Source organism: Mycolicibacterium canariasense (assembly GCF_002101555.1).
In the GTDB taxonomy this organism is placed as follows: Bacteria; Actinomycetota; Actinomycetes; order Mycobacteriales; family Mycobacteriaceae; genus Mycobacterium; species Mycobacterium canariasense.
The window spans coordinates 123,247-149,518 of the sequence record NZ_LQOL01000081.1; the positions used below are offsets into that span (position 1 = coordinate 123,247).

Consider the following 26,272-nt stretch of genomic DNA (forward strand, 5'->3'; position numbering starts at 1 on the left):
CGGGTGCCGTCCTCGGCGTCGAACTTACTTCTGGGTGACCTTCTTGGCCGGGGCCTTCTTGGCCGCGGTCGTGGTGGTGGCGGCCGGGGCGGCCTTCTTGGCCGGCGCCTTCTTGGCCGGCGCCTTCTTGGCGGGAGCGGCCTTCTCCGGGACAGCCTTCTTCGGCAGTTCGACGCCGACCAGCTTGGCGGCACGCTCACCGACGGCGCGGGTCTGCGACGCCACGGTGCCCAGCGCATCCTGGGTCAGCTCGACGGCCTGATCGGTGACGCCCTCGACGCGGGCCGCGGCACCTTCCAGCGCGGGCTGGTTACGCAGCCGCTCCAGGGCGGCCTCGCCGCGCTCGACGAGCTTGTTGTAGGTGGCCTGCGCCTCTTCGGTGTACTTCTCGGCGGCCTTGCGCAGCTCGTCGGAGGTCAGCTTGTCGCGCAGTTCCTCGAACTGGGTGGGCAGCTCTTCCTGCAGCTTGGTCAGCCGGGCGCGGCCCTCTTCGACGCGGCCCTGGGCGTCGGTGCGGGCATCCTCGGCGCGCTCGCGCAGGCTGGCGACGATCTCGTTGACAGTGGCCAGGGCCAGGTCGGCGGCGCCGACGGCGGCCAGCAGCGGGGCCTTGAGGTCTTCGATGGACGGCTGGGTGGTCTTCTCGGGCATGGCTGTTCCTTCCAAAGGTCAGTGTTCGTTGAACGGTTGTGTTGTGGTGGCTTGAGATTCAGACGTGGGCGGCACCCCTTCCGCTTCCTCCTCAGCGCCGGACCCGGCTGCTGCTTCGGCTTCGTTCTGCTGACAGAACGATGTGTAGATGTCGAGCAGCACCTGCTTCTGCCGCTCGGTGATCGCGTTATCACCGATGATCGCGTCACGGACCTGACTACCCTCGGACGGCTCGAGAATCCCGGCCTGCACGTAGAGAACCTCGGCCGAGACCCGTAGCGCCTTGGCAATCTGGTTGAGCACATCGGCCGACGGTTTACGCAGTCCCCGCTCGATCTGACTGAGGTAGGGATTGCTGACGCCGGCCTTCTCCGCGAGTTGGCGCACCGAAACCTGCGCCGCCTCGCGCTGGGCACGGATGAAGCTGCCGATATCGGAGGCGGCATTGCCCACCACGGCAACGATCTTGTCGTTGGCCGAAGCGGTGTCTTCGTCCTGCGACATCTCAAGCCTCGATCCGTCGGGTTGTTACGGGCTACAACTCACGGTACGACCGAGTGCTAACAATTGCAAGCACTAGCTAGCAGAGGCTCAGAACAGCAGCTGCGCCACCGAATAGATCACCAGCCCCGCCAGCGCCCCGACCACCGTGCCGTTGATCCGAATGAACTGCAGATCACGGCCCACGTGCAGCTCGATCCGGCGGCTGGCCTCGTCGGCGTCCCAGCGTTCGATCGTCTCGGTGATGATCGCCGTGATCTCCGTCCCGTACTGGGCGACCAGGTGCTGCGCCGCACGCACGATCCAGTTGTCCACCTTGTCGCGCAGGCCGGCGTCGTCACGCAGCGACTCCCCGATCCGGACCACCGAGTCGGCGATCCGGGTCCGCAGCGCCGAGGACGGGTCGTCGACCGACTCCAGCACGATGCGCTTGGCCGCGGTCCAGGCCGTCTCGGCGGCCTTGGTGACCTCGTCGCGGGCCATGATCTGCTCCTTGACCCGCTCGGCACGCGCGATGGTGGCCTCGTCGTGCTGGAGATCGTCGGCGAACTCGAACAGGAATTTGGTTGCCGACCGGCGCAGCTCGTGGTTGGGATCGCGGCGCACCTTGTCGGTGAAGTCCATCAGCTCGCGATGGATGCGGTCGCCCACCAGGTGGTCCACCCAGCGCGGCGACCAGGACGGCGAATCGCGTTCGATGACCCGCTCGATCACCTCGCCGGCGTTCAGCGACCACTGGAAGGCCCGGTCGGCCAGCAACTGCAGCAGCGCCTCCTGGCGCTGCTCGGCAAGCAGGCCGGACAGCACCCGACCCACCGGCGGTCCCCACTGCGGTTCGGCGATGCGCTTGACGATCATCCGGTCCAGCACGTGCTGGACGTCCTCGTCGCGCAGCATCTCGACGAGCACCCGCAGCACCGTCGACACCTCGGCGGCCACCCGCTCGGCGTGGCTGCGCTCGCACAACCACTTGCCCAGCCGGCCGGCCACCTCGGCGTCGCGCAGCTTGGTCGCGACCACCTCGGGTGACATGAAGTTCTCCCGGACGAAGGTGCCCAGCCCCTCGCCCAGCTGGTCCTTCTTCCGTTTGATGATCGCGGTGTGCGGGATCGGGATGCCCAGCGGGTGTTTGAACAGCGCCGTCACCGCGAACCAGTCGGCCAGGGCGCCGACCATGCCGGCCTCGGCGGCGGCCCGCACATAGCCCACCCAGCCGGCGGCACCGCGGGACTGAAGCCACGTGCAGACCAGGAACAGCACCGTCGCGCCGATCAGGAAACCGAGCGCGACGGCCTTCATCCGCCGCAGTGCGCGGCGGCGTTCCCGGTCGGCCTGCGCATCCGGCCCGGCGTCCGCCGCTGTCATCGCCGCAGCGAAACCGGCGGTCAGCGACGGCGGTCCGGGAGCTGGTCTGTGCGCCACAGCTCCATCATCCGCTACCGGCCGACGGCGCGGCGCAGTCGATCGACCGGCGGCCCCTCACCACCGTATTATCGAGACGACCTAGTGAACGGATTTTCACGACAGTGGCACAGCAGAGCGCAGCGGCGGTGGCAAAGACCGACGGCCGCAAACGACGCTGGCATCAGCACAAGGTGGATCGTCGAAACGAACTCGTGGACGGCACTTTGGAGGCGATTCGCCAGCGCGGCAGCAATGTCAGCATGGACGAGATCGCTGCCGAGATCGGCGTGTCCAAGACCGTGCTGTACCGCTACTTCGTCGACAAGAACGACCTCACCACCGCGGTGATGATGCGGTTCGCCCAGACCACGCTGATCCCGAACATGGCCGCGGCACTGTCCTCGAACCTGGACGGCTACGCCCTGGTGCGCGAGATCATCCGGGTCTACGTCGACACCGTGGCCGCCGAGCCGGAGCCGTACCGATTCGTGATGTCCAACAGTTCGGCCAGCCGAACCAAGGCCATCAACGACTCCGAGCAGATCATCGCCCGCATGCTCGCCGTCATGCTGCGGCGCCGGATGGGCAACGCGGGCATGGACACCAAAGGCGTGGAGCCGTGGGCATTCCACATCGTCGGCGGCGTGCAGCTGGCGACCCACTCCTGGATGTCCAATCCCCGGATGAGCACCGACGAACTGATCGACTACCTGACGATGCTGTCCTGGAGCGCGCTGTGCGGCATCGTCGAGGTGGGCGGGTCGCTGGAAAAGTTCAACTCGCAGCCCCATCCGTCGCCGTCATTGCCGCGGTAGCTGCTTGACTGGCGGCGTGACCTCACCCGACTCCGATCTGCCGGCCCTGTGGACCCACGAGCCGCACACCCATCTGGAATTCAAGCCCGGCGCCTTGGTCGCGGCGATCGACCCGGACGCCACCCCGGGGTTCGTCGGCTCCAAGCGTGACGCCCCGGTGCTGCAGGCCGAGCGCAATATCCGGTTCGCCGAGCTGCAGGAGATGCTGTACGCCAACAGCCGGGCCGGCGACACCCGCTCGCTGCTGCTGGTGTTGCAGGGTATGGATACCGCGGGCAAGGGTGGCATCGTCAAACACGTTGTGGGAGCGGGCAATCCGCAGGGCATCGACTATGCCAGCTTCGGCAAGCCGACCGAGGAGGAGCTGGCGCACCACTACCTGTGGCGGATCCGCAATGCACTGCCCGCGGCCGGGCACATCGGGGTGTTCGACCGTTCGCACTACGAGGACGTGCTGATCGTGCGGGTGCACGATCTGGTGCCGCCGGAAGTCTGGGGCGCGCGCTACGACGAGATCAACGCGTTCGAGAAGGAGCTGGTCGAGGGCGGCACCAAGATCGTCAAGGTGGCCATGTTCGTCTCACTCGACGAGCAGAAGAAACGGCTGGCCGAGCGCCTGGACCGGCCGGACAAGTACTGGAAGTACAACCCCGCCGATATCGACGAGCGGCTGCTGTGGCCCAAGTACCAGGAGGCTTACCAGGTGATGCTGGACCGCACGTCGACCGACTATGCGCCCTGGCATGTCATCCCGTGCAACCGCAAGTGGTACAGCCGGCTGGCCATCCTGGAGCTGCTGATCGAGGCGCTCAAGGAGTTCAACCTGGCCTGGCCGCCGGCCGATTTCGACGTCAAGGCCGAGAAGAAGCGGCTGGCGAAGGCATGACCGGGCGCGCCGAGACTACGGTTTCTGGCGTGTTTGGGGCGTTTTCGCCGCAACAACCGTAGTCCCGGCGCGGGTGGAACCGCGGGTGCCCGTCCTGCGTCGAAAACCGGTGTGGCCGAAATCTTCCTGGGCACGGAGGCAATGGAATCCGGTGCGATCTCCCGGCACGGTTTGCAGACGAAGTACCGCAAGCTGCACCGCAATGTCTACGCTCCGGCGGATATCGAGATGGACGCCCGGTCACGGGCCATCGCCGCCTGGATGTGGTCGGGTCGGCGCGCGACGTTGGTGGGTTATTCGGCCGCGGCGATGCTGGGCAGCAGATGGCTACCGCCCGACGCCCCCGCCGAACTGGCTCGAGTGCGCAAACCCAGTCCGCCGGGCATCGTGGTGCATTCCGGCGCGATCGCCGAGGACGAAATCACCACCATCGGCGCCATCCGGTGCACGACGACCGCACGCACCTGTTACGACCTGGGGCGACGCCTGCCCGAGGACACCGGTGTCATCCGCATCGATGCGTTGCTGAACCACACGGGCGTCGGCGTGGCAGCCGTGGCCGCCATCGCCGACCGCTACCCAGGAGCCCGGCGGATCCGCCGCCTGCGCAAGGTCCTCGACCTCGTCGACCCAGGAGCGGAGTCGCCGCAGGAGACGCGCGTCCGCTTGCTGCTGGTGCGCGCGGGGCTCCCGCGGCCGGCCACCCAGATACCGGTACGCGACGAGTGGGGCCGGGTGGTGCGTCGGATCGACCTGGGCTGGCCGCAGCGGTTGGTGGGCGTCGAATACGACGGGGAGCAACACTGGACAGATCCGGTCAACCACAGCGCGGACATCGACCGGTTGGAGTTCCTGGCAGCCAGGGGCTGGACCATCGTGCGGGTCAGCGCGCGGCACCTCCGCCAAGAGCCGGCGGCCGTGATCGCGCGCGTCCGGCACGCACTGAAAAGCGCCGAGACTACGGAAAATAGCGAGAATCGAGGCGAATCTCGCTAGAAACCGTAGTCTCGGCGCTTCTCGGGAGACCTACTTGGCCAGGGTGAACTGGCCGATGTTGGTGATGCCGCGGCGGAAGAAGTCGGCGCAGCCGGTGAGGTACTTCATGAACCGGTCGTAGACCTCCTGCCCCTGCAGGGCAATGGCCTCGTCCTTCTTGGCTTCCAGATTGGCGGCCCACATGTCCAGCGTGCGCGCGTAGTGCGGCTGCAGCAGGTGGGTGCGCTTGAGCTCGAAGCCGGTGTCGGCGGCCAGCTTCTCAATGTCCTCGACCGCCGGCAGCTGCCCACCGGGGAAGATCTCCTCGCCGATGAACTTCATGAACTTCAGGTCGCTGAGCGTGATCTTGATGTTGTTCTCGCGGAAGAACTGCTGCGTGTGCGCCAGGATGGTGTGCAGCAGCATGACGCCGTCGTCGGGCAGGATGCTGTAGGCCCGCTCGAAGAACACCGGGTAGCGTTCCTGCTTGAAGGCCTCGAACGCGCCGATCGACACGATGCGGTCGACGGGCTCGTTGAACTCTTCCCAGCCCTGCAGCCGGATCTCGACGTTGCGCTTGGTGTCGATCTTGGCCAGCCGCTCACGGGCGTAGTCGGACTGCGCCTTGCTCAGCGTGATGCCGATGACGTTGACGTCGTACTTGATCAGCGCTCGTTCCAGCGCGCCGCCCCAACCGCAGCCGATGTCCAGCAACGTCATCCCGGGCTCCAGGCCGAGCTTGCCCAGCGCCAGGTCGAACTTCGCGTTCTGCGACTCGTCGAGGGTCATGTCCTCGCGCTCGTAGTAACCACAGGTGTAGCCCATGGTCGGGCCCAGGAACAGGGCATAGAACTCGTTCGAGATGTCGTAGATCGACTGCGACTCCTCGTAGTACGGCGCAAGATCGGACTCGACGTTTGACATGCGAAAAATAACCTCGTCTGTTGATTTGGCGACCGCAGCCCGGAGAGACCCCCGGGAGGCCTACTCGAGCCGCATTCGAAGATGGTACCCCATATTAGCTAGGCTAAACATTAAGGACCGGTCAGTAATCGTAGAAGCCCTTACCCGACTTCTTGCCCAGTTGCCCTGCCTCCACCATGCGCAAAAGCAGCGGCGGCGGACCGTAGAGCGGTTCCTTGAACTCTTCGTACATCTTGTCGGCAATCAGCTTGAGGGTGTCCAACCCGACCAGGTCCGACAGCCGCAACGGGCCCATGGGGTGCGACAACCCGGCGACGACGGCGGTGTCGACATCCTCGATGGTGGCGAATCCGGACTCCACCATCCGGATGGCAGCCAGCAGGTAGGGCACCAGCAGCGCGTTCACCACGAAGCCGGACCGGTCGCCGCACCGCACGACCTGCTTTCCCAGGATCTTGCCAGCGAATTCTTCGACACGCTCCAGCGCGTCGCCGGAGGTGACCAGCGTCGAGATGAGCTCGACCAGCGGCAGCACCGGCACCGGATTGAAGAAGTGCAGCCCGAGCACCCGCTGCGGGTTCTTCGTCGCCGCTGCGATCTTCATGATCGGAATGCTCGAGGTGTTCGACGCCAGCACGGCGTCGGGGTCGGTGACGATCGCGTCGAGTTCGGCGAACACCTTCGTCTTGACCGCTTCGTCCTCGACGATGGCCTCGATCACCAGCTGCCGGTCGGCGAAATCGGCCAGGTTCGTCGTGAAGGTCAGCCGGCCCAGCGCGGCGTCGCGGTCACCCTCGCTGAGCTTGCCCTTGGCCGCCGCCCGGTCCAGCGACGCGGTGATACGCGCCTTGCCGGCGTCCAGCAGTGCGGCGGCGGGTTCGTACACGACGACCTGCGCACCGGCCTTGGCGCACACCTCGGCGATGCCGCCGCCCATCTGCCCGGCGCCGATCACGCCGACTCGTTCGATGCTCAACTGTTTCTTCCTCACTGTCTGCAGCGATGAGCCCCGCCCAGAACTCCGGGCGGGGCTCATGCTGTCATGCGTTCGGTTCGCAGGTGGAATCGACCTGCTGGAACTGACCTAGTGGAACTGACCCTCTTCGGTGGAACCGGCCAGCGCGGTGGTCGAGCTGTTCGGGTCCACGGTGGTGGCGATCCGGTCGAAGTAGCCGGCGCCGACCTCACGCTGGTGCTTGGTGGCGGTGTAACCGCGCTCCTCGGCGGCGAACTCGCGCTCCTGCAGCTCGACGTAGGCCTTCATCTGCTCGCGGGCGTAGCCGTGGGCCAGGTCGAACATCGAGTAGTTCAGGGCGTGGAAGCCGGCCAGCGTGATGAACTGGAACTTGAAGCCCATCGCGCCCAGCTCGCGCTGGAACTTGGCGATGGTGTCGTCGTCCAGGTGCTGCTTCCAGTTGAACGACGGCGAGCAGTTGTAGGACAGCATCTGGTCCGGGAACTCGGACTTGACGCCCTCGGCGAACTTCTTGGCCAGCTCCAGGTCCGGGGTGCCGGTCTCCATCCAGATCAGGTCGGCGTACGGCGCGTAGGCCTTGGCGCGGGCGATGCACGGCTCCAGGCCGTTCTGCACCCGGTAGAAGCCCTCGGAGGTGCGCTCACCGGTGATGAACGGGCGGTCGCGCTCGTCCACGTCGGAGGTGATCAGGGTGGCGGCCTCGGCGTCGGTGCGGGCGATCACCAGGGTCGGCACGTCAGCCACGTCAGCCGCGAGCCGGGCAGACGTCAACGTGCGGATGTGCTGCTGGGTCGGGATCAGCACCTTGCCACCGAGGTGGCCGCACTTCTTCTCCGAGGCCAGCTGGTCCTCCCAGTGCGATCCGGCGACACCGGCGGCGATCATGGCCTTCTGCAGTTCGTAGACGTTGAGCGCGCCACCGAAGCCCGCCTCACCGTCGGCGACGATCGGGGCCAGCCAGTTCTCCACCGAGGTGTCGCCCTCGACCTTGGCGATCTGGTCGGCGCGCAGCAGCGCGTTGTTGATGCGGCGGACCACCTGCGGCACCGAGTTGGCCGGGTAGAGGCTCTGGTCGGGGTAGGTGTGGCCGGAGAGGTTGGCGTCACCGGCGACCTGCCAGCCGGACAGGTAGATGGCCTTGAGGCCGGCGCGCACCTGCTGCACGGCCTGGTTGCCGGTCAGCGCGCCGAGCGCGTTGACGTAGTCCATGTTGTGCAGCTGGTCCCACAGCACCTCGGCGCCGCGGCGGGCCAGGGTGTTCTCCTCGACGACGTGGCCCTGCAGCGCGACGACGTCCTCGGGGGTGTAGGTGCGGGTGACGCCCTTCCAGCGGGGGTTGTGGTCCCAGTCGTGCTGGATCTGCTCCGGGCTCTTCGGCGTGCCAACGGTGGACATGGCTCTCCTAACGGGTTAACAGGTGCGAGGGTCGCCGCGGCCTTTCAACACTGCCGGTTGTTAATGCCACCGCCACCTCGCGGGTGTGCTAATCCGAGGATGCCCTACGACATATGCGCAGGTCCACCCGTTTCAGTTGCCAATTTCGGCTAACGCAGCGCGTTAACTTGCTAACTTTGCGAAGCACGCAATCTGCTGTACCGGTTCAGAATCTACTTGCCGGTAGCCAATTGTCGCTGGTCAGTACGCCCGTACTGTTAAACCGCCAGGGTCAGCGAGCGAACAGGCTGGCGACCGCTTTGGTCTCGTCGCCGACGACGTATGTGAGCGTTGTAACACTGCGGTCGGCGAGCTCCGGACCGAATTTGTCCGTCGATCCGGGCGGATACACGTGCACCAGGATCTCCAGATCGTCCCCGAGCGCGACCGCGGAGTCGTGCTCGATGGTCACCCGCAGCGGCGCCGCGAGAAGCTGCGGGACGGTGTCGAGATAGTCCTCGACGACGCTCCAGTAGACCGAGTTGTTCATGTGGTCGAACAGGTCGATATCGGTGACGCGCACCGGGTACGTGCGGACGGCGACCGCGTCTTCGCGGGCGCCGGCCTTGAGATATCCCTTCCAGCGCAGCCGGTCCACATCTGTCGTGCGGCGCAGCCCGGCGAGGAAGTCGTCGGCGATGCGGCCCGGGCTCTGCGTCTCCCGGCTGAAGCAGATCCAGAACGCTTCGGATTCGATGAGGCCTGACCGCCTGCCTTCTATGCGCACCCGCATCTCGCACCACCGCGTCGAGGTGCCCGAACACCACCGCCGCAGCCGCAGGATGTCGGGGAACTGGATCGGTTCGACGAGGTCGATCATCGTCCGGCGGACGATCCAGGCCGGGTGGACATCCTCGTAACCCATCTGCCGCAGCTGATCCTGGCCCACGTCCTGGATGTGCCGCGTCGCACCGTCGAACCGCAGTCGGCCGTCCCGGTCCACATCGGCCATCCGCAACGACCATGAGGTGTCGAACACGTCGGGGTGGCCGTCGGGCACGGGCATCATCGTCTTGGCCAAACCACTCATGTCTTCCATATTGGTCTGCCAACAATGCAAAGCCAATCTTTGCAATGGTCATTACCCTGGACCGAATGGCCAAGACGTTCGTCGGATCGCGGGTCCGCCAACTGCGCAGCGAACGCGGATTCAGCCAGGCATCGCTGGCTCAGATGCTGGAGATCTCCCCCAGCTACCTCAATCAGATCGAACACGACGTGCGGCCGCTGACCGTTGCCGTGCTGCTGCGCATCACCGAGGTGTTCGGGGTCGACGCCACCTTCTTCGCCTCCCAGGACGACACCCGGCTGGTCGCCGAGCTGCGTGAGATCACCATGGACCGCGATCTCGACCTCGATATCGACGCAGCCGAGCTCGCCGACCTGGTGGCCGCGCATCCGTCGGTCGCCCGCGCCATGGTGAACCTGCACCAGCGCTACCGGCTCACCACCACGCAACTGGCCGCCGCCACCGAGGACCGGTTCAGCACGGGCAGCCCCGCCGCCGGCGGCAGCGGCTCGGGCACCATCACGATGCCGCACGAAGAGGTGCGCGACTACTTCTATCAGCGGCAGAACTACCTGCACGAACTCGACACCGCCGCCGAGGACCTGACCATCCGGATGCGCATGCACCGGGCCGACCTGGCCGGCGAACTCTCGGCCCGGCTGACCGCGGTGCACGGCGTGCACATCGTCAAACGCGAGACCCTGGGCGAGGGTGTGCTGCACCGCTTCGATCCCGCGACCCGGACCCTGGAGATCGGCAGCCATCTCGCCAGCGGCCAGTACGTCTTCAAACTCGCCGCCGAGCTGGCCTACCTGGAGTTCGGCGACCTCATCGACAAGCTGACCGACGAGGGCAAGTTCACCAGCGACGAATCCCGCACACTGGCCCGACTCGGGCTGGCCAACTACTTCGCCGCGGCCACCGTGCTGCCCTACACCCAGTTCCATACCGTCGCCGAAGAGTTCCGCTACGACGTCGAGCGGCTGTCGGCGTATTACTCGGTCTCCTACGAGACCATCGCGCACCGGCTGTCCACCCTGCAGCGGCCGTCCATGCGCGGGGTGCCACTGTCCTTCGTGCGCGTCGACCGGGCGGGCAACATGTCGAAACGCCAGTCCGCCACCGGTTTTCACTTCTCGTCAGCGGGCGGCACCTGTCCGCTGTGGAATGTCTACGAGACGTTCGCCAATCCGGGCAAGATCCTGGTGCAGATCGCCCAGATGCCCGACGGCCGGCAGTACATGTGGGTGGCACGCACCGTCGAACGCCGCGCCGCGCGCTATGGTCAGCCTGGAAAGACGTTCGCGATCGGCCTGGGCTGTGAACTCCGTCATGCGCACCGGCTGGTCTACTCCGAAGGGTTGGCCCTGACCGGTGATTCCAAGATCGCAGCGATCCCGATCGGCGCCGGCTGCCGCGTCTGCGAACGCGACAACTGCCCGCAGCGCGCGTTCCCCGCACTCGGCCGCGCCCTCGACCTCGACGAACACCGCAGCACGGTGTCTCCTTATCTGGTGAAGCAGACATGACGACACCTGCCCGCATACCGCCCGGCGGCTTCCGCGAACTGGGCCCGGTCAACTGGGCGATCGCCAAGGCGGGCGCCCGCGGCATCCGGGCACCGAAGTTCCATCTGTTCAACGTGCTCGGCCAACATCGGCTGCTGTTCCTGGCCTGGTTGCCGTTCTCGGGGTATCTGCTCTACGCCGGCAAGCTGTCCCGCCAGGACGCCGAGACGGTGATCCTGCGGGTGGGGCATCTGCGTGACTGCGAGTACGAGTTGCAGCAACATCGCCGGCTGGCCCGCAGCCGGGGCCTGGACGCCGCCACCCAGGCCGCCATCTTCGAGGGGCCCGACGCCGAGGGTCTCACCCCGCGGCAGCGGGTACTGATCACCGCGACCGACGAGTTCGTCATCACCCGGTCCATGTCCCCGGAGACCTGGACCGCGCTGGCCAAGCTCTACAACCGCGCCCAGCTCATCGAATTCTGCACGCTCGCAGGGCAATACGATGCGCTGGCGGCCACCATGGCGACACTGCGGATACCGCTGGACTTCCCGGACTAGCGGCTCAGACTGTGGCCGCGATCGCGATCCGGTCGCCGCCACAGGCTTTGGCTTCGTACATCGCGGCGTCCGCGGCGCAGATCACGTCGACCAGATCGGTGCCCGAAGAGGTGGTGGCCGCAACCCCGATGCTCGCCGTCACGGCCGGTTGTGCGGGCGCGGCCACCGCCGCGCGAACCCGCTCGGCCACTGCGCCGGCCTGAGTCGCCGGTATCCGGTCCACCACCAGGAACTCCTCCCCGCCCCACCGGACGACCACCGCGTCGCTCCGCACGCTCTGGCGGATCCTGCGGGCGGTGCGAATCAGCACCTCGTCCCCCACGCCGTGACCGAGGGTGTCGTTGACCGCCTTGAACCCGTCGACGTCGATCAGCAAGGCACACAGGTCTGCGGTGGCAGGCGCCCGCTCGTTGAGTCGCTTCACCGACATGGACAGTCCGCGCCGGTTCGTCAGCTCTGTCAGCGGATCGGTCAGCGACTGCTTCGAGCTGCCCTGCAGCAACCAGAAGCCGAACTGCAGCGCCGGCAGGATGCACGCTGTCACGACCAGACCGATGACCGCCCGCGATACCGCCACCTGCAGACCGCCGATCGGAGTGTCGGCGCCCAGCCACACCGCGACTCCACCGACGGAGAGCACACACCAGCCGATGTGCACGAGGTGTAGTCGCGGGCCGTGGAAGAACACCACGTACGCACCGGCGCACAGCAGCAGCGGCATGCCCGACATCGCCAGGTTCGGATCGCCGAACAGCAGCGTCGACAGGGTGATGAGCACGTCGACGTAGATCAGCAGGGCAGTCGATTCGCGTAGGGTCGGCCAGGGCCGCCGCGCCCAGCGCACCGCCCACACCAGCGATCCGAGCGAGACGGCTGCCCAACCCAGCCGCACGAGCGCGCCGTCGGCCACCGGCGGCGCGACCGCATTGATCGCGCCCAGCAGACCGAGCACCGCGCCGATGCCGGCGATCAGGTAGCGCAGGATCGGCAGCAGGCCTCGGCCACGCAGGAAGTCGATGCGCCAGTCGTAGTCATCACGCTGATGCCACCATTGGCGCAGCAGGGCCCTGATGCTGCCATCCGCCACCGGCTCATCATGGCACCGCGCTGGTGGCGCCCGCGGGCGAAAGGCCGACTACGCCGGGACGCGAGGATCCCGGCGCACACGAGGCATCGCGTCGTCGATCACGATCCCCGGCTCGGCGTCGCATACCGGGCCGATGGCGTCGATCACGGCACGTACCGACATGTGAGTGACCGGATTGCGCGGTGCCAGGATCTCGTATTCGAGCTGAGTCCGCAATTTCGTCGCGGGCCCGGTGACTTCTATCGTGTAGGTGATCAAGCCCTGATTCCAGTTCTCGAAAGGCAGATCGTCGCCGCGAAAGGCGTTGGCGGCGCCCAGAAACCACACCTCTTCGTTGGTCGCAACGCAGCTGGCTCCGACGAAGGCGTTCGTCACCAGGTGCAGGGCAGCCACCCTTCCTTCCTCGATGGTGATCGTCGGCAGCTCCAGCCGCGACGTGGCCGGGCGGCCGCGCAGGGTGTTCTGGATCCGCACGTCGTCGCTGCCGGTCAACGAATGCGCAAGGTTGGCCACGGTGTCGGCGTAGTACATCTCGCCATACCGCGCCAACATGTTGTCCGACGAGAGGGAACTCGGATCCGCCCCGAAGCCGATCGCGGCCAATCCTCCCCACATGTCGGCAGGGGCTAGCGAAAAGTCCAGCGCCTCAATGGTTCTGATGTGATCGACATCGCCGAGACCTGCGGCGAGGGTCATCGCGACCCGCTCGGTCATGTACGACGGGTGCACGCCCGCCCCGTACAGGGAGGACTGTCCGCGTAGCGCCGCCTGCTGTAACCGCTGAGCGGGCTGCGAGCATGGCGCGGAGAAGCACCGGATCACTGACAGCGAACTGATGGAGCAGCCGGGGCACCGCCAGTACGCGGTCCAGACCCACCATCTCTGGCTCGTCGGGGTCTCTCAGCCTGCTCTCGTACAGGCTGGTCAAAACGGAATCAACCAGAGCCTCCTTGGTGCCGTAGCGCACCCTGACCATGTCGCGGCTGTAGCCGGCTCGGAGACCGATTTCTTGGGCCGTGGTTGCCGCATAGCCCTTCTCCGCGATGAGCGCGACAGCCGCATCCGCCAGCCGCCGCGCGGACTCTTCGACCCGCTGCTTCTGCGTTCTCCGCGGCGTCTCCATACCGTCAGACGTACGTCACACCCACGACTGCCACCGAGAACAGCACCGGCGACACCGGCAGCGCCCAGCAGAACAGTGCCCGCGCCTCGGCTTCGGGCGACTTCTTCTGCCAGTTGCGCCAGCCCAGGTATCCGGCCGCCACGGCGACGAGGAATGACACCGCCGCGACGACCAGCACCCAGGTCGACACATCAGACGAGGCGATGGCCGCGGAGATCCCGGCCAGCCACAGCATGTGGCCGATCACCAGCCCGCCGATGGCGGCGACAACCCTCGAGCGCACCGGCGATCAGAAGTTGATCATGTGGCCGACCAGGCCGTGGAAGCATTCCTGCATCGCCTCCGACAGGGTCGGATGGGTGTGCACGTTGCGGGCCAGCTCATTGGCGGTCAGGTCCCACTTCTGCGCCAGCGTCAGCTCGGGCAGCAGCTCGGAGACGTCGGGCCCGATCAGGTGACCACCGAGCAGCTCGAGGTGCTTGCGGTCGGCGACCAGCTTGACGAAACCGGTGGGGTCGGCCAGCCCGTGCGCCTTGCCGTTGGCGGTGAACGGGAACTTGGCGACGACGACGTCGTAACCCTCGGCGCGGGCCTGCTCCTCGGTCAACCCGAAGCTGGCCACCTGCGGCTGGCAGAACGTGGCCCGCGGCATCATCCGGTAATCCCCGAAGGCCATGGTCTCGGCCCCGGCGATGGTCTCGGCGGCCACCACACCCATGGCCTCGGCGACGTGTGCCAGCTGCAGCTTGGCGGTCACGTCCCCGATGGCGTAGATGTGCGGCACGTTGGTGCGCATGTAGTCGTCGATGGCGATGGCCTTGCGCTCGGTCAGCGCGACCCCGGTGTTCTCCAGCCCGAAGCCCTCGACGTTCGGCCCGAAACCGATGGCCTGCAACACCTTGTCGGCCTTGAGGTCCTCGGTCTTGCCGTCCTTGCTGACCTTGACGGTGACCTCGCTACCGGAATCGGTGATCGACTCGACCTTGGTACCGGTGAGGATCTTGACGCCGAGCTTCTTGTACTGCTTCTCGATCTCCTTGGACACCTCGGCGTCCTCGTTGGGCAGTGCCCGCGGCAGGAACTCGACGATGGTGACATCCACCCCGTAGTTCTTCAGCACGTAGGCGAACTCCATGCCGATGGCACCGGCGCCGGCGATGATGATCGAGCCGGGCAGCTCCCGGGACAGGATCTGGCTCTCGTAGGTGACGACGTTCTCGCTCAGCGAGGTGCCCGGGACCAGACGCGTGGACGACCCGGTGGCGATGATCGCGTTGTCGAAGGTGACCTCTTCGGTTCCGCCCTCGTTGAGGTTCACGGTCAGCCCGTTGGGACCGGTGAACTTCCCGTAGCCGTGGATCTCGGTGATCTTGTTCTTCTTCATCAGGAAGTGCACACCGGCGACCCGGCCGTCGGCCACCTTGCGGCTGCGATCGAAGGCGGCGCCGTAGTCGAAGGTCGCTTCACCACTGATGCCGAAGGTCTTGGCCTCTTTGGTGAAGATATGGGCCAGCTCGGCGTTGCGCAGCAGTGCCTTGGACGGGATACACCCGACGTTGAGGCACACCCCACCCCAGTACTTCGGTTCGACGATGGCGGTGTTCAGGCCGAGTTGGGCAGCGCGGATGGCCGCGACGTATCCGCCGGGGCCAGCTCCGATAACGACGACGTCATAGTGGGTCACGCTCTTACCCTATCGGGGCGGATCCGCCGGCGTTTTTCGACGCACCTCTCTGTCCAAAGTCAAGCCATCCCCTCCCCTGTCAGCTACGAATACAGGAGAACGGGGGGCGTCTGAACGATTCAGGCTCCAGTTTCGTGGTTTCAAAGGTGAGAACCGCGAGGTAAACCTCGCCGTCAGGTCAATCGAGAGGCCATGATCGATGCCCAAACAATTAAAACCGCACTTCGCGGACGTCCAGGCCCACTACGACCTGTCCGATGACTTCTTCCGGCTTTTCCAGGACCCCACCCAGACCTACAGCTGCGCGTACTTCGAGCGCGACGGTATGACGCTCGAAGAGGCCCAGATAGCGAAGATCGACCTGTCGCTCGGCAAGCTGGGGCTCCAGCCGGGCATGACCCTGCTCGACGTCGGATGCGGCTGGGGCGCCACCATGCGGCGCGCGATCGAGAAGTACGACGTCAACGTGGTGGGCCTGACACTGTCGAAGAACCAGGCCGCCCATGTGCAGGAAACCTTCGACCAGCTGGACACGCCGCGCACCAGGCGGGTGCTCCTGCAAGGCTGGGAGCAGTTCGACGAACCGGTGGATCGCATCGTGTCGATCGGCGCGTTCGAGCATTTCGGTCATGACCGATACACCGACTTCTTCGCGAAGGCCTACCGGGTGCTGCCGCGGGACGGGGTGATGCTGCTGCACACCATCACCGCGCCGCACCCCGCAATGGCCAAGGAACAGGGCATTCCGCTGACCTTCGAGCTGGCCCGGTTCATCAAGTTCATCCTCACCGAGATCTTCCCGGGCGGCCGGCTGCCGTCGGTCCCGATGGTCGAGGAGCACGCCGCGGCCGCCGGTTTCACGGTGACCCGCAAGCAGTCGCTGCAGCCGCACTACGCAAAGACGCTGGACATCTGGGCGGCCAATCTGGAGGCCCACCGGGACGAGGCGATCGCCATCCAGTCCCAGGAGGTCTACGACCGCTACATGAAGTATCTGACCGGCTGCGCCCAGCTGTTCCGCAACCGGCAGACCGACGTCGTGCAGTTCACCTGCGAGAAGTAGGCAGCGGGCAGGACTGCGCCGCTTCGGCGACGATCCGGGTCTGATCGTCGGCGGGGCGGGCGCCGGCGGCGTACTGGGCGCCCGTGATCGGCGGCCGCCCGGCCAATTCGGCGGTCTCTTCGGCGGTGAACACCCGGCCGCGGGACAGGAAGCGCATGCCCTCCGGGGCTTCCAGACTGAATCCGCTGCCCCGGCCGGGCACCACGTCGATGATCAGCTGGGTGTGCTGCCACACGTCGAATTGCGGACCCGAGATCCACACCGGGACGCCGCTGTCATCCCCGCCATCCCCGACGTCGAGCACCCCCAGCAGGATGTCCCGATCCCCCACGATGAAGTCGCCGTGGGGGTAGCACATCGGTGAGGAGCCGTCGCAGCAGCCGCCGGACTGGTGAAACATCAACGCGCCGTGGCGCTTCTGCAGCGTGGCGAGCAGGTCGGCGGCCGGCTGGGTGATCAAGGCTCGGCTGGTCATGGGTTCACGGTACGCCCACGGTAGAAAGGTCACATGAGTTCTGGAACAGACCCCTACCTTTGGCTAGAGGATGTCACCGGCGACGACGCGCTGGCGTGGGTGCGCAGCCACAACGAGCCGACGCTGACCGAACTCGGTGGGGCGGAGTTCGACCAGATGCGGACACAGGCGCTGGAGGTGCTCGACACCGACGCGCGGATCCCGTACGTGCGCCGCCGCGGCGAACACCTCTACAACTTCTGGCGGGACGAGGCCAACCCGCGCGGATTGTGGCGCCGCACGACGCTGGAGTCCTACCGGACCGAGTCCCCGGTGTGGGACGTCGTCATCGACGTCGACGATCTTGCGCGCGCCGACGGCGAGAACTGGGTCTGGGCCGGTGCCGACGTGCTCGAGCCCGATCATTCCCGGGCGCTGATCAGCCTGTCGCGGGGCGGTGCCGACGCCGTGGTGTTGCGTGAGTTCGACATGGCCACAAGAGAATTCGTGGCCGGCGGATTCGAGCTGCCCGAGGCCAAGACGCAGATCGCCTGGGCCGGACCGGACACCGTGCTGGTGGGCACCGACTTCGGCGAGGGATCGCTGACCGATTCCGGTTACGCACGGCTGGTCAAGCGCTGGCAGCGTGGCCAGGACCTCGCCGATGCGCCGACGGTGTACGCCGGCGAACGCAGCGACGTCATCGTCGCGGCCTCGGTGGACCGCACACCCGGATTCGAGCGGACGCTGATCAGCCGGGCGGTGGATTTCTTCAACGACGAGATCTACGAGCTGCGCGACGACGAGTTGATCCGGATCGACGCGCCGACCGATGCGACGGTGTCGGTGCACCGCGACTGGCTGCTGATCGAGTTGCGCACCGACTGGAAGGGTTATCCGGCGGGTTCGCTGCTGGCCGCCGATTACCACGAATTCGTCGGCGGCTCAGCCGATGTGACGGTGGTGTTCGAACCGGACGAACACACCTGCCTGCACCAGTACTCGTGGACGCGGGACAAATTGGTGGTGGTCACGCTGGCCGATGTCGCCAGCCGGGTGCAGATCCTGACCCCGGGTGAGTGGACGGCGGCCGACGTTGCGGGGTTGCCCGCCAACACCAACACGGTGATCGCCGGCGCCGACCCGCACGGTGACGAGATATTCCTGGACTCAAGCGGATTCGTCACCCCGTCGCGGTTACTGCTGGGGACCGATGCCGGCGAGTTCGTGGAGATCAAACGGGCGCCGGCGTTCTTCGACGCCGACGGGCTGGAGGTGAACCAGCATTTCGCGGTGTCCGCCGACGGCACCCGGGTCCCCTATTTCGTGGTCGGGCGGCCCGGCGCGAGCGGACCCACCTTGCTCGGTGGTTACGGCGGATTCGAGGTGTCGCGTACCCCCGCCTACGACGGTGTGTTGGGCCGGTTGTGGCTGGCCCGGGGCGGGACGTACGTGCTGGCCAACATCCGCGGCGGCGGTGAGTACGGACCGGGCTGGCACACCCAGGCGATGCGTGCCGGACGGCACCTGGTGGACGAGGATTTCGCCGCGGTGGCCCGCGACCTGGTCGCCCGGGGGGTGACGACGGTGCCGCAGTTGGGTGCCCAAGGCGGCAGCAACGGTGGGCTGTTGATGGGCATCATGCTGACCCGCTACCCGGAGTTGTTCGGCGCGCTGGTGTGCAGCGTGCCGTTGCTGGACATGAAGCGCTTTCACTTGCTGTTGGCCGGCGCGTCGTGGGTGGCCGAGTACGGCAACCCCGATGATCCCGAGGACTGGGAGTTCATCTCGAAATATTCGCCGTACCAGAATATTTCGACTGATCGACAGTACCCGCCGATCCTGATCACCACCTCGACCCGCGATGACCGGGTGCACCCGGGACATGCCCGCAAGATGACCGCCGCCCTGGAGGCGGCCGGCCACCGGGTGGACTACTACGAGAACATCGAGGGCGGGCACGGCGGAGCGGCCGACAATGCACAGGCCGCGTTCCGCGCGGCTTTGATCTACACGTATCTGTGGCGGACATTAGGCTGACGCCAATGACGCCCTGGACCGTTTTCACCCGCTATCTGGTGTTCCAGGGCATGACGTTCGTGTTCGGCATCGTCGGGCCGATCTTCCTGGCCACCTTCTTCACCGTGGCGCGCGATCCCAGCATGAAGTGGATGTACTACATCGGGCTGCTCATCACCGCGGCCGACATCCTCGTCGCGCTGGGGCTCACCCAGAACTGGGTCCGGGCCGAGCGCGCCCTGCTGGAGACATCCGAGAAGCAACGCAGGCAACGCCAGGTCAGCTAGTCTGGACAGCGTCGTACGCGGTAACAGGAAGCACAATTGGCCTTGATCGGTGACACGGTGGCCACCGCCCATGTTGGCATTCTCGCCTCGACACCGCCCCACGTTTGGATTGTTGTCGGGGCACTCGTTGTCGTTACAGGCAGCGCCGCGAGCGCGTATACCGACAACCTTCGCGTTGAGCGCCGAATCTATTGGCTAAGTTGGCTATTCGGCGCCATTCTGATGTCAGTAGCGGTGGCAAACCGCGGGTGGAAATTGTCCGCCATAACTCTCACGGCGATCGCCGTGGTCGCGGTAATCGTGGCGTATTTCCGGACCTCCTACGTCAAGATCGGCGGACGCGTGTTCGCGTACACGATCACTCGCAGCCAACCGGACCCGGCGCCGGACGGAAGTCCGCATTCGCCCGCGGACCCACCTCCGGACTCCTACGGCGGTCTTGTCACCGCCGCGACGCACTGGTGGACACTGTCCGTCTTGAGTGTCGGGGCGGGAGGCGTTGGGCTTTCGGAGGGAATGACCCCGGTGACAATCGCGGCGATCGCTTTAGCTGCAACGGCGCTTGCGCTGACTGGCTACCTCGACGCCCGGGACGGATTCGACATCGGGCGCAAGCAACGTGGCCAACTGCTGATCATCGTCATCGCGTCGATCCCGGTGTTCCTCGTTCCCGCGCTTGCCTACGCCATCGGTTACTACATCGACCGCCCCGCCCGCGGGTCTTGACTTCTCCGCCCGCACTCACTCGACTCGGTTCGTGTCCGATGACTTCATTAGCGCGCTGATCGGGAGGGGCGTACCTGGGCGAGTGGGGCGGCGAGCAGGGCTATCAGGCAGCAACACGATAATCAGATGATCAATCCCCTATTCGCCGTAATGGCAGTCCTGGCCATCGCACTCCCACCGCTCTTGCCGTCCAAAGAGGCTCGGATAGAAAGGCGTTTGTACTGGGCCGGCGCTTTCGTTGCCACGATAGCTACCTTCTTCGCCCTTTATCCGCCGGATTGGCGCGGAGGTTTGGTCCTTGCTTGCGTGGTCGCTGCGATACTCATCGTGCGGGCCTATCTGAATACGCCATATCTCGTCATCCGAGGGCGGACCTTGACGTTCAGCACGCGAAGTTCGGACGCAAAGCGATCTCCCAGTGAGCCCGGGCTCAGTTCGTACGGCGAGATCACCACGGCCCCGAAAACCTGGTGGCTACTGCTCGCCATCGTGATCGCCTGCGTTGCAGCGGTAGCGGTCTGCCTGACGAACAGAGAGGGCAGCGCGTATGCGGTCGGGGGAACGCTGGCTGTCGGATTGGTGTTAGTTGCGCTCGGCTATCAAGACGGGACGGGGCGCTGTCCCGTCGCCCGCCGGCAGATGGTGCAGTTCATGCTGATCGGATTCGCATCGGTTGGGCTGTTCGTCGCCCTTTACTACCTTGCCTACCGGCTTGGAGGTCTTCGCAAGCGCCGCGCCGACCCGTCACGCAACGTCACGCCGTGAGCCCAACCCGCTCAGCAGCGCCACGATCACCCCGATGATCACCAGGCCACCGCCGACCGTCAGGGTGAGGTTGAGCCACACGTGCATGCTGCCCACCGCGTGATCGACCATCACGTCGGCGATCGCGTGCACGTCGCCGGTCGTGTGATTCAATGCGTCGTCGACGAAACGGCGTCCGATCTCGATACCGGCCCATCCGGCCGCCCCCACCAGTAGGGCCGAAACCCCGAGTGCGGCAAGGGCTTTGCCACGTGCTCGGGCGGCGGCCAAGGTCAGCAGCGCAAACACTGCGGTCAGCACCGCCGCCCCGACACTGGCCCACGGCCCCCAGACCCCGACCAATCTCAGCTGCCCGGGCCGCAGATGCGCGGACACCTTCTCGGTGAGCGGCACCTCCAGCGTGGCCGGCGGCTGTACACCGAAACCGACCAGCGTCTGCTTGATCGAGGTATCGGCCAGCATCGGGGCCAGGTCGACAACCCAGCGGCCCGAGTCATCCGAGCGGGCCGCCGTGTCGGTGAACAACCACCGGTGTGCCAGGCGGTTCACGGTCGCGAACTGGCCGGGGAACACGTCGCTGGCGGTGTACGCACTCACGGCCGCGTCGAGCACCGTGCCCTGCACACCGGAGGCGCCGGTGGCCGTCATCAGCTGCGCACCCAGTTCGGATGCCATCGCCTGCTGCAGCGCCGGGTCCTTGGCGGCCGAGGCGGCCAGGGCGGCATATCCGTCCTCGGAAACGACGGTGTGCTGCGCCCACAGCGCCGGAACAGTGACGGCCAGTAGCGCGGTGGTGATCAGCCAGAGCAGGGCCGCCAGCAGAAACCGCACGGCGCCCTCCTCGGCTAAGGGGGCCGCGTCAGTCGGACAGTGCGCGCCCCACGATCAGCGGGTCGGCCTGGCCGACGACCCCATGGTCCTTGTTGTCGTAGTCGAACTTACCCAGGACATAGCGCATCGCGTTGATCCTGGCGCGTTTCTTGTCGTTGCTTTTCACCACGGTCCACGGCGCGATCTCGGTGTCGGTCCAGGCGAACATGTCTTCCTTGGCCACGGTGTAGTCCTCCCACTTGTCCAGCGAGGCCAGATCCGTCGGCGAGAGCTTCCACTGCCGGACCGGGTCGACCTGGCGGATGGTGAACCGGGTGCGCTGTTCGGACTGGGTCACCGAAAACCACAGCTTGGTCAGGCTGATGCCGTCGTTGACCAGCATCTGCTCGAAAAGCGGTGTTTGGCGGATGAATTCGGCGTGCTGCTTGGGGGTGCAATAACCCATCACCCGCTCGACACCGGCCCGGTTGTACCAGGACCGGTCGAACAGCACGATCTCGCCCGCGCCGGGCAGGTGCGTCACGTACCGCTGGAAGTACCACTGGGTGCGTTCCTTCTCGGTCGGCTTCTCCAGTGCCACCACCCGGGCGCCGCGCGGGTTGAGGTGTTCCATGAACCGCTTGATGGTGCCGCCCTTGCCCGCGGCGTCGCGGCCCTCGAACACGATGACATGCCGGTGACCGTTGGCCTGGCTCCACTTCTGCAGCTTCAGCAACTCGATCTGCAGCAGCCGCTTCTGCTCCTCGTACTCGCTGCGCTGCATCCGCTCGTCGTACGGATAGCCCTCACGCCAGGTGTCGACAACCTCACCGCTGGGCTGCAACAGCAACTCGGGGTCGTCATCGTCGTCGTCGCGGACGGAGTAGCCGGTGGTGTCCAGAGTCGTCACGCGACGACGCTATCCACCTGGGCGTACCAGCCGGTGACGTGCAGGTGAACAGCCGGTGAGTTACTTGGCCTCGCGTCGGGGGCGGGCCTGGGCCAGCTTGGTCATCAGCTTGTTGGCCCGGGCCAGCGCCTTCTGCGAGTGGTTGTAGTAGTTGCCACCGGCTCCGACGTTGGTCCGGGGCAACACCACCGTCTCCTGCCGGCAGAACTTGCGCACGCCGTCGACGCCACCGAACCGCGCGCCGATACCGGAGGTCTTCCAGCCACCCATCGGGGCCGTCGTGCACATCAGGTTGGAGATCACGTCGTTGACATTGACGGCACCACACTCCAGTTGCAGCGCAACATCTTTGGCCCGTTCGACGTCCTTGGAGAACACCGCCGCACTCAACCCGTAGGGGCTGTCGTTGGCCAGCCGGACCGCCTCGCCCACCGACGACACCTTCATGATCGGCAGCGTCGGGCCGAAGGTCTCCTCGGTCATGCACGCCATCGAGTGGTCGACGTCGACCAGCACCGTCGGCGGGTAGAAGCTGCCGGGTCCCTCGGGGCGCTTGCCACCGGTCAGCGCCCTGGCGCCCTTGGCCAGCGCGTCGTCGACGTGCCGTGCCGTCACCGCGACCTGGGACTCGTCGATCAGCGCACCGAAGTCGTATCCCTCGCCCGCGCCCACCTTGAGGTTCTCGACGGCTTTGACCACGGCGGCGACGAACTGGTCGTAGACCGGTTCCAGCACGTACACGCGCTCCACCGACACGCAGGTTTGGCCGGCGTTGAACATCGCACCCCACACCGCGGCGTTGGCGGCCAGGTCGATATCGGCGTCCTCCAGCACGATCATCGGGTCCTTGCCCCCGAGTTCCAGGCTCACCGGGGTGAGCCGGCGCGCGGCCCGTTCCATGACCTTGGTGCCGGTGGCGCAGGAACCGGTGAACTGGATGTAGTCGGACACGTCGATCACAGCCTCGGACACCTCGCGGGCACCCTGGGCCAGCGCCAACACCTCGGGGGCGCCGGAGTCGATCCAGCCGCGCAACAGCACCTCGGCAGTGAGCGGCGTGCGCTCAGACGGCTTGAGCAGCACCGCGCAGCCGGCCGCCAGCGCACCGATGGCGTCCATCAGCGCGTTGGCCACCGGATAGTTCCAGGGTGCGATGACGCCGACCACCGGGCGCGGGCGGTAGTGCACCGTGATCTTCTTGACAGACAGGAACGGCAACGGGGCCGGCCTGGCCTCCGGCGCCATGGCCTTCTCCGCCACCTTGATGTAGTAGGACAGGATGATGCTGACCAGCAGCACTTCCTGGGCGGCGTCGGTGGCTGATTTGCCGGTCTCGGCGATCAGCAGCTTTTCCAGTTCGCCACGATGTTCGTCGAGCCAGACGGCGTAACGGGCCAGCACCTTGGCGCGGCCCTTGGCGCCGCGGGCTTCCCACTCGCGCTGAGCTTCGCGCAGACCGGCGGCGATCCGCGGCACATCGGCCGGGGCGGTCCAGCGCACCTCGCCGGCCACGGCGCCGGTGGCGGGGTTGTGGATGGTGGCAACGTCAGAGCGGTCTGCGGTAGCAGTCATAGGGCCATGCTAAACCGCATGTGTGACGCAGCTCGCATCGGGGTTGACACCTGTCAACTCCGGGGCGCGATCCCCCGCACGTAAGCGGCCTGCCCGAGGTGCTGAGCAGCGTCGTCGACGATGCTCACCAGCCGCACACTCGCGGTCACCGGCGGGTCCCAGCGCTCGTCCACGATGCGCGCCAATTCGTCGGCGCCGACCGAGGCGATGTACTCCAGGCTGGACTTGTGCACCGCGCGGTAATAGCCCGCCAGCAGCTCGGCAGGGGCGCGCACCTTGCCCACCTCCGCGGGGGTGTGGCCGTAGCCCATGTCGTTACCGGGCAGGTCCAACGCGAAGCGGTCCCGCCAGCCGTCGCGGATCCACACCTGTTCGGCCCCGGCGATATCGGCGAGCTGCATGTCCTGTTGCCGGGCGCTGTGCCAGATCAGCCAGGCGATGCTGTTGGCCTGCGGGGTGGGCCGCCACGACGACAGCTGCTCGGTGAGACCTTCGGTCAGTTCCTCGACATGCTCGATGAGCCGGGTGAACGAATCGCGGAGCAGTTCGCGGGCGGCCTCGATGTCCCCTGTCATGGTCGCCAACGTACTCGCGGGCACCGACACCCCGATCGCACTCTGCGGTCAGGCGGCCGCCTTCGGTTCTGAGTCCTTCTGTTCGGAGGCCTTCTGTTCGGAGGCCTTCTGCTCGGACTCCTTCTGCTCAGAGTCTTTCTGTTCGGAGGCCTTCTGCTCGGAGCCGGTCTCGTCCTTCTTCGTATCGGCCCGGTGCCGTCCGGCGCCGACGGGCTTGGTCTCCTCGGCCGCCTTGGCGCCTGCGTCGTCCGAGTCCTGAGCGTCCTCGGCGGCTTCCGTGCCCGACCCGGGCGCGCCATCGGTGACGTCACCGGCGGGTGCCTGCGGCTGGGTGTCGACGAGGGGCCCGGTTACCGAATCCGGCTCCACGCCGGGATCGGCGACCGGCGTGGAGGTCACCGCTTCCGCAGCACCGGGCGGAACATCCACCGCGGCAATCTGTTTGCGTTCGGTATCGGATGTCGTGGTCAGCTGGTCCGCGGTCTTGGGCACATCGAGCGTCACCACATCGGCGCTCGACGGCAGAGCGGCCACCAGGGCTGTCGCGGTCGACGTCGAGGCCGCCGTCGAGGGGAACGGCGTGGGCGTCACCGGCGCGGGCAACAGGTCCAGGAGATTTTGGACGCCGTCGGCGATTGCCGTGTACACGTTCGAGATCAGGTCTCCGATCCCCGGCAGATAGGTCAGCGGGGCGACGAAGTTGTCCACGATCCGGCCCAGCAGCCCGTTGTACGGTTCGATCAGCCCCCACACCAGATTGCTGATCAAGCCGGGGATCTCGGAAGGATTACGCAGCGCGGATTCGAGGGAGGCTTCCAATTCGTACGGCAGATACCCCAGATAGCTCACCGTCTCGGCGATCGAGTAGACCGGAGCCAGTGCCAGCCAGTTGATGTCGTCGACGATGTTGCCCACGAAGTCGAGGTTCACGAAGTCGTAGAACGCGGACTCCCCGGCGCTCGGGTCGGGTAATCCGTCGAACAGCGAGCCGATGCGGGCGACCGTTCCGGCAACCGCCCCGGTCAGCCACGCTCCGACCGGGGGCGGCAGGACCGAGGTGATATCGGTGAGGCCGCTGACGCCGTAATCGGCGAACCCGCCATATGTCGGATTCAGGTACTGCTGGGCGACGAAGCTGAGCAGGCTGCCGATGAGGGCCGGATCCCGCAGGCCGATCAGCACCGTGCCGATCGCATAGTCCGGAGTCCACAGCGCCGCTTCGATGGGCGCCTCAACAATCTTGGTGACCCCGTTCACGACGGTGCCGACGTTGTAGAGCAGATCCGTGACCACCGAGGCGGGTTGCACCGCCGCGACGCTCACGGCGGGCGCGGCGTGCTGCGCCAGCTGTACCCACGCCGGGGTGGCGGCGGCCACCACACCGGCCGCCAGCAGGGCCGACATCATCTTGGTATGCGGACGAACGTTGACCGACATGGTGAGCCCCCGGATTTATTGACAGCCACGTAAACAGGACGTTCTCAGAATCCGTTGACACGCCGCCTCCGGTCAATGCCTTCGAGCCGCCGATATCCCTTTCACCAGCTGTTTCAC

Annotated in this window: 28 protein-coding genes; 10 read left to right on the forward strand and 18 right to left on the reverse strand. The window is 66.3% G+C overall.

Features of this window, described 5'->3' with window-relative positions; all coding sequences use genetic code 11:
• Positions 1-24: 24 nt before the first annotated feature.
• The 3 genes from AWB94_RS28350 to AWB94_RS28360 all read right to left on the reverse strand — a co-directional run bounded on the left by AWB94_RS28350 (position 25) and on the right by AWB94_RS28360 (position 2,574).
• Complete coding sequence (locus AWB94_RS28350; protein ID WP_062658534.1) at positions 25-651, reverse strand: heparin-binding hemagglutinin; 627 nt, start codon at positions 649-651, stop codon at positions 25-27.
• 18 nt (positions 652-669) lie between these two features.
• On the reverse strand, positions 670-1,155 hold the full coding sequence (locus AWB94_RS28355) for a helix-turn-helix domain-containing protein (RefSeq protein ID WP_062658535.1): 486 nt from the start codon (positions 1,153-1,155) through the stop codon (positions 670-672).
• 87 nt (positions 1,156-1,242) lie between these two features.
• Positions 1,243-2,574, reverse strand: a complete 1,332-nt coding sequence (locus AWB94_RS28360; protein ID WP_409365986.1) for a DUF445 domain-containing protein — start codon at positions 2,572-2,574, stop codon at positions 1,243-1,245.
• A gap of 104 nt (positions 2,575-2,678) precedes the next feature.
• On the opposite strand from AWB94_RS28360, the gene AWB94_RS28365 reads away from it, so the two are divergent.
• The 3 genes from AWB94_RS28365 to AWB94_RS28375 all read left to right on the forward strand — a co-directional run bounded on the left by AWB94_RS28365 (position 2,679) and on the right by AWB94_RS28375 (position 5,253).
• Positions 2,679-3,371, forward strand: a complete 693-nt coding sequence (locus tag AWB94_RS28365; RefSeq protein WP_062658537.1) for a TetR/AcrR family transcriptional regulator — start codon at positions 2,679-2,681, stop codon at positions 3,369-3,371.
• Positions 3,372-3,387: 16 nt separating this feature from the next.
• Positions 3,388-4,257 carry a polyphosphate kinase 2 family protein gene (locus tag AWB94_RS28370; RefSeq protein ID WP_062658538.1) on the forward strand — a complete coding sequence of 290 codons (870 nt, stop codon included), beginning with the start codon at positions 3,388-3,390 and terminating at the stop codon, positions 4,255-4,257.
• Between the two features lie 111 nt (positions 4,258-4,368).
• Complete coding sequence (locus AWB94_RS28375; RefSeq protein WP_062658539.1) at positions 4,369-5,253, forward strand: endonuclease domain-containing protein; 885 nt, start codon at positions 4,369-4,371, stop codon at positions 5,251-5,253.
• Between the two features lie 30 nt (positions 5,254-5,283).
• Here AWB94_RS28375 and AWB94_RS28380 read toward each other — a convergent pair whose 3' ends face one another.
• The 4 genes from AWB94_RS28380 to AWB94_RS28395 form a co-directional block, all read right to left on the reverse strand.
• A complete protein-coding gene (locus AWB94_RS28380; RefSeq protein ID WP_062658540.1) occupies positions 5,284-6,156 on the reverse strand; it encodes a cyclopropane mycolic acid synthase family methyltransferase in 873 nt (290 codons plus the stop codon).
• Positions 6,157-6,277: 121 nt separating this feature from the next.
• Positions 6,278-7,132, reverse strand: a complete 855-nt coding sequence (locus tag AWB94_RS28385) for a 3-hydroxybutyryl-CoA dehydrogenase (RefSeq protein ID WP_062658541.1) — start codon at positions 7,130-7,132, stop codon at positions 6,278-6,280.
• Positions 7,133-7,240: 108 nt separating this feature from the next.
• Entirely contained in the window at positions 7,241-8,527 is a 1,287-nt protein-coding gene (gene aceA, locus AWB94_RS28390) for an isocitrate lyase (RefSeq protein ID WP_062658542.1), read from the reverse strand.
• A 271-nt stretch (positions 8,528-8,798) separates the two neighbouring features.
• On the reverse strand, positions 8,799-9,596 hold the full coding sequence (locus AWB94_RS28395; RefSeq protein ID WP_201029586.1) for an acyl-[acyl-carrier-protein] thioesterase: 798 nt from the start codon (positions 9,594-9,596) through the stop codon (positions 8,799-8,801).
• Between the two features lie 65 nt (positions 9,597-9,661).
• On the opposite strand from AWB94_RS28395, the gene ramB reads away from it, so the two are divergent.
• Together ramB and AWB94_RS28405 are read left to right on the forward strand one after the other, a co-directional pair.
• Complete coding sequence (gene ramB / locus AWB94_RS28400; protein WP_062658761.1) at positions 9,662-11,104, forward strand: acetate metabolism transcriptional regulator RamB; 1,443 nt, start codon at positions 9,662-9,664, stop codon at positions 11,102-11,104.
• Entirely contained in the window at positions 11,101-11,643 is a 543-nt protein-coding gene (locus AWB94_RS28405; RefSeq protein ID WP_062658544.1) for a carboxymuconolactone decarboxylase family protein, read from the forward strand. Before ramB ends, AWB94_RS28405 begins: the two co-directional genes overlap by 4 nt.
• 4 nt (positions 11,644-11,647) lie before the next feature.
• Here AWB94_RS28405 and AWB94_RS28410 read toward each other — a convergent pair whose 3' ends face one another.
• From AWB94_RS28410 to lpdA, 5 genes are read right to left on the reverse strand one after another with little or no spacing between them, the layout of a single operon-like run.
• Positions 11,648-12,730, reverse strand: coding sequence for a GGDEF domain-containing protein (locus AWB94_RS28410; RefSeq protein ID WP_085122541.1), 1,083 nt, complete (start codon positions 12,728-12,730; stop codon positions 11,648-11,650).
• 48 nt (positions 12,731-12,778) lie between these two features.
• The gene (locus AWB94_RS28415) at positions 12,779-13,444 is read right to left on the reverse strand and encodes a hypothetical protein (protein ID WP_062658546.1); all 666 of its coding nucleotides are present in this window, start codon (positions 13,442-13,444) and stop codon (positions 12,779-12,781) included.
• Complete coding sequence (locus AWB94_RS28420) at positions 13,377-13,853, reverse strand: TetR/AcrR family transcriptional regulator (protein ID WP_084395368.1); 477 nt, start codon at positions 13,851-13,853, stop codon at positions 13,377-13,379. The genes AWB94_RS28415 and AWB94_RS28420 overlap by 68 nt, the downstream gene beginning before the upstream one ends.
• A 4-nt stretch (positions 13,854-13,857) precedes the next feature.
• Positions 13,858-14,136 carry a hypothetical protein gene (locus AWB94_RS28425; protein ID WP_201029587.1) on the reverse strand — a complete coding sequence of 93 codons (279 nt, stop codon included), beginning with the start codon at positions 14,134-14,136 and terminating at the stop codon, positions 13,858-13,860.
• Between the two features lie 6 nt (positions 14,137-14,142).
• Complete coding sequence (gene lpdA / locus AWB94_RS28430; protein WP_062658547.1) at positions 14,143-15,537, reverse strand: dihydrolipoyl dehydrogenase; 1,395 nt, start codon at positions 15,535-15,537, stop codon at positions 14,143-14,145.
• Between the two features lie 199 nt (positions 15,538-15,736).
• Between lpdA and AWB94_RS28435 the strand changes: the two genes are divergently transcribed.
• Positions 15,737-16,600 carry a cyclopropane mycolic acid synthase family methyltransferase gene (locus AWB94_RS28435; protein WP_062658548.1) on the forward strand — a complete coding sequence of 288 codons (864 nt, stop codon included), beginning with the start codon at positions 15,737-15,739 and terminating at the stop codon, positions 16,598-16,600.
• Here the strand turns inward: AWB94_RS28435 and AWB94_RS28440 are convergent.
• A complete protein-coding gene (locus AWB94_RS28440; RefSeq protein ID WP_062658549.1) occupies positions 16,584-17,075 on the reverse strand; it encodes a DUF779 domain-containing protein in 492 nt (163 codons plus the stop codon). The genes AWB94_RS28435 and AWB94_RS28440 overlap by 17 nt on opposite strands.
• Before the next feature lie 33 nt (positions 17,076-17,108).
• On the opposite strand from AWB94_RS28440, the gene AWB94_RS28445 reads away from it, so the two are divergent.
• The 4 genes from AWB94_RS28445 (at position 17,109) to AWB94_RS28460 (ending at position 20,851) form a co-directional block, all read left to right on the forward strand.
• Positions 17,109-19,094: a prolyl oligopeptidase family serine peptidase gene (locus tag AWB94_RS28445; RefSeq protein WP_062658550.1), complete on the forward strand. Its 1,986-nt coding sequence runs from the start codon at positions 17,109-17,111 to the stop codon at positions 19,092-19,094.
• 5 nt (positions 19,095-19,099) lie between these two features.
• Positions 19,100-19,360, forward strand: a complete 261-nt coding sequence (locus AWB94_RS28450; RefSeq protein WP_062658551.1) for a hypothetical protein — start codon at positions 19,100-19,102, stop codon at positions 19,358-19,360.
• A gap of 57 nt (positions 19,361-19,417) precedes the next feature.
• Entirely contained in the window at positions 19,418-20,086 is a 669-nt protein-coding gene (locus tag AWB94_RS28455) for a hypothetical protein (RefSeq protein ID WP_207626224.1), read from the forward strand.
• Positions 20,087-20,413: 327 nt separating this feature from the next.
• Positions 20,414-20,851: a hypothetical protein gene (locus tag AWB94_RS28460; RefSeq protein ID WP_131805370.1), complete on the forward strand. Its 438-nt coding sequence runs from the start codon at positions 20,414-20,416 to the stop codon at positions 20,849-20,851.
• Here AWB94_RS28460 and AWB94_RS28465 read toward each other — a convergent pair.
• Genes AWB94_RS28465 through AWB94_RS28485 form a run of 5 tightly spaced genes read right to left on the reverse strand, consistent with a single transcriptional unit; the run spans position 20,831 to position 26,155 of the window.
• On the reverse strand, positions 20,831-21,682 hold the full coding sequence (locus AWB94_RS28465; RefSeq protein WP_062658554.1) for a hypothetical protein: 852 nt from the start codon (positions 21,680-21,682) through the stop codon (positions 20,831-20,833). The genes AWB94_RS28460 and AWB94_RS28465 overlap by 21 nt on opposite strands.
• 28 nt (positions 21,683-21,710) lie before the next feature.
• Positions 21,711-22,571 (reverse strand): polyphosphate kinase 2, encoded by an 861-nt coding sequence (ppk2, locus tag AWB94_RS28470; RefSeq protein ID WP_062658555.1) that lies wholly within the window; start codon positions 22,569-22,571, stop codon positions 21,711-21,713.
• A 60-nt stretch (positions 22,572-22,631) separates the two neighbouring features.
• Positions 22,632-24,143, reverse strand: coding sequence for an aldehyde dehydrogenase family protein (locus tag AWB94_RS28475; protein ID WP_062658556.1), 1,512 nt, complete (start codon positions 24,141-24,143; stop codon positions 22,632-22,634).
• A 53-nt stretch (positions 24,144-24,196) separates the two neighbouring features.
• Positions 24,197-24,718: a mycothiol transferase gene (locus tag AWB94_RS28480; RefSeq protein ID WP_062658557.1), complete on the reverse strand. Its 522-nt coding sequence runs from the start codon at positions 24,716-24,718 to the stop codon at positions 24,197-24,199.
• A gap of 48 nt (positions 24,719-24,766) precedes the next feature.
• Positions 24,767-26,155, reverse strand: coding sequence for a hypothetical protein (locus tag AWB94_RS28485; protein WP_131805371.1), 1,389 nt, complete (start codon positions 26,153-26,155; stop codon positions 24,767-24,769).
• Between the last annotated feature and the right edge of the window lie 117 nt (positions 26,156-26,272).